The sequence below is a fragment of the Acidiphilium sp. PM genome (assembly GCF_000219295.1).
GTDB lineage: Bacteria > Pseudomonadota > Alphaproteobacteria > Acetobacterales > Acetobacteraceae > Acidiphilium > Acidiphilium multivorum.
The window spans coordinates 1-2,798 of the sequence record NZ_AFPR01000109.1 but is presented as its reverse complement, the minus strand read 5'-3'; the positions used below and the strand labels follow the sequence as shown (position 1 = coordinate 2,798).

Annotated in this window: 4 protein-coding genes and 1 pseudogene; 4 read left to right on the top strand and 1 reads right to left on the bottom strand. The window is 65.8% G+C overall.

What is annotated here, in order from left to right:
- Window positions 1-261: pseudogene (locus APM_RS05610) on the bottom strand (TSCPD domain-containing protein); the annotation flags it as partial.
- Between the two features lie 160 nt (window positions 262-421).
- Here APM_RS05610 and APM_RS05605 point away from each other — a divergent pair.
- The 4 genes from APM_RS05605 to APM_RS05590 all read left to right on the top strand — a co-directional run.
- Window positions 422-859: an NADH:ubiquinone oxidoreductase subunit NDUFA12 gene (locus APM_RS05605; RefSeq protein WP_256363798.1), complete on the top strand. Its 438-nt coding sequence runs from the start codon at window positions 422-424 to the stop codon at window positions 857-859.
- Window positions 860-896: 37 nt separating this feature from the next.
- Window positions 897-1,397 carry an outer membrane lipid asymmetry maintenance protein MlaD gene (mlaD, locus tag APM_RS05600; protein WP_007422386.1) on the top strand — a complete coding sequence of 167 codons (501 nt, stop codon included), beginning with the start codon at window positions 897-899 and terminating at the stop codon, window positions 1,395-1,397.
- Complete coding sequence (locus APM_RS05595; RefSeq protein ID WP_007422385.1) at window positions 1,394-1,975, top strand: DUF2155 domain-containing protein; 582 nt, start codon at window positions 1,394-1,396, stop codon at window positions 1,973-1,975. Before mlaD ends, APM_RS05595 begins: the two co-directional genes overlap by 4 nt.
- A 150-nt stretch (window positions 1,976-2,125) precedes the next feature.
- Window positions 2,126-2,798: outer membrane beta-barrel protein (locus APM_RS05590; RefSeq protein ID WP_007422384.1), on the top strand; the 673-nt coding region annotated here is incomplete at its 3' end.

Sequence of the window (2,798 nt, the reverse complement as noted above, 5' to 3'; positions counted from 1 at the left end):
ATCCTCGCCGCGACCCAGACGCTCCGCGGCGGCGGCAAGCGGCGCGATCCAGGCATCGGCCGCCTGGTCGACCCCGATCATCGAGCGATCGGCGCGTAGCGCCACCAGCCCGGCGGCGGCCTGATCGCTCCAGTCGGCGGGAATGATGGCGGGTTCGGGTGCGGCATCGGGATCGATCCCGATCTCGACCCGTTTGAGCCGGATGCCGCGCCACGCGCGGTGCGGTGTCGGGCGATGCCTGCTGGCGGGATCCTTCCTCATGCCCTCAGCCTAACGTGTTCCTCATGGGGTTTCCAGCGGCGGTCGGCGTCATCTTGTGGAAAATTCAGGTCACGGCCACAAAATCTTGTGGATAAGCCGGGGGGCACATGTGCCGGCGCGCGGATGGACCGATCCGACCGTCTCCTGTATAGCAGGCGGCATGAACGAACACCGTGATACGGCAGATGCGTCAACGGTTCCGACGCTGGCTTCGCTCGGCGGTCTGCGCCGGCTGATCGCCAATCCCGGGCTGACGTTGCACACGCTTCGCCACGGCCTGATGGTAGGGCAGGACAGTTTCGGCAATCGCTATTTCGAGGAACGCAGGGCCAGCAGGCCCGACGGCCGCAAGCGCCGCTGGGTGATCTATGCCGGCGGCGCGCGGGAAGCCTCGCTAGTGCCGCCCGAATGGCATGCCTGGCTGCATTTCACGACCGACGCCCCGCTCTCCGAGGCTTCGCGCCGCCCCTGGCAGAAGCCGCACCAGCCGAATCTGACGGGAACGCCTGGTTCCTACCGGCCGCGCGGCCACGATTATCGCGGCGGCACGCGGGGGATGGCCACGGGCGATTACGAATCCTGGACGCCGGAAGGCTGAGCGGCAAGCTGCTGCGCCGGAAGCCGGAAAGGGTGAGATGAAGAATCGGGTATCGGAAATCATCGTGGGCCTGGTCGTGATCGTCGCGGCCGCCGTCTTTCTCGCCTATGCGGCGTCGCGAACGCGCACCGTCGGCGGCACGGGATATGACTTGCGCGCGAGTTTCGGCAGCATCGGTCCGCTCACCGTCGGCTCTCCGGTCAAGATCGCCGGCGTCACGATCGGCGAGGTGACCCGCACCTCGCTCGACCCGCAGACCTATGCCGCGATCGTTCAGTTCCGCATCCAGCCGGACGTCAAGATTCCGAAGGATAGCAGCGCGGCGATCGAGAGCGCGTCGCTGCTCGGCAGCGATTATCTTTCGATCTCGCCCGGCGGTTCCGAAACCATGTTGAAGCCCGGCCAGGCAATCACCGCAACGCAGTCGGCCATCAACATCGAATCGCTGCTCGGCAAGTTTGTCTTCAGCGCCGCAAACCTGGCGACCTCGACAGCGAAGGCGAACGGCGGCGGCACTTCGGCACCGGCCCCGAAATGAGCCTCCGTCGCGCCGGCGCCGTCGTTCTGGTGGTCGCGATGTTCGCGGCGCTGCCGGGCCGCGGACTTGCGCAGTCCGGTCAATCGGTGGTGACGGTGCCGGAGGCTCCGCCCGTCGCCTCGGCGCCGAGCCCCGCCATGCCGGATGGCGCGCTGCCGGCGCCGGACCTGCCGAACGCGCCCACCTTGCCGGGTGACCAGGGCGGCGCCTTTGCAGGACCTGCAACCCCGAAAGGTTCGCAGGCGACGCCGCCTGCGCCGCCGAAACAGGTCAAGCCGATCTGGGATCCGCGTCAGGCCGCGATTCTCGACGTGCTTGAGAAGGCCGATGGCGCGGTGAACCGGATCATCGCGCCCGTCGGGTCGAGTTTCACCGAAGGCGCGCTGCGGGTGACGATCGGCGCCTGTGTCGTCCGCCCGGCCGACATGCCGCCGGACGCTGCGGTATACATGACCGTGCGGCACGGCATGGCTGCCCCCGACCTGTTCCGCGGCTGGCTGATCCGCTCCGAGCCCGGCGCCACCGTGGTGGGTGACGCTGCGGTGACATTCCGCCTCATCGGTTGTTCCGCTGGCTGATCGCGGATATTTGTCCGTTCCGGATTGGTAACTTAAATCGCAATGACCGATTGTTAACCGTTTCGGCGGTCACGCCGGCAGGATCCGTCATTGTAACGACATAATTCCGCACCAACCTTCCCAGCGATTACACAACCGCATGGAGGCCACATGACCCATCGCTCGATCCTCTGCACCGCGTGCTGCGCTGCCGCGCTCGCGCTTGGCATGCAGGCGGCGCGGGCCGCGAATCCGCCGCCCGTGACCGGACCCTATGTCGATCTCGGCATCGGCACCAACCTGATGCAGAACCAGAAATACGATTTTGCCCAGCCGAACGGGGCGCGGGGCGGCAATCTGCTGTTTCGCCCCGATTATGCCGGGCAGCTCGGCGTCGGCTACGGCCTCGGCAACGGGTTCCGGGTCGAGCTCGACACCAATTTCTTCCGTAACAACGCCGTGAAGGCCGACGACAATGTCGAGGGCAAGAACCGCGCCTATGGCGGGGTCAACACCTACGGCTTCATGGTCAACGGGTATTACGACATCCCGACCGGGACCAATTTCGTGCCCTTCATCGGCGCGGGCCTCGGGTATCAGTGGCAGAAGTTCCAGCATATCGGGGTGGCGGACCCGTCCGGCGACGTTTATGGCGGCACGTATGGCAGCCTGGCCTATGATCTCAGCGCCGGCGTCGCCTATGACCTGCCTCAGGTTCCGGGGCTCGCGGTAACGGCGCAATACCAGTACATGTCGCTAGTCCATAATCGGAAATACAATGATACCGGTGCCGTGCCGAATACCCAGATCAATGTCGGCCAGTCGGGCAATCACACGTTCCTGA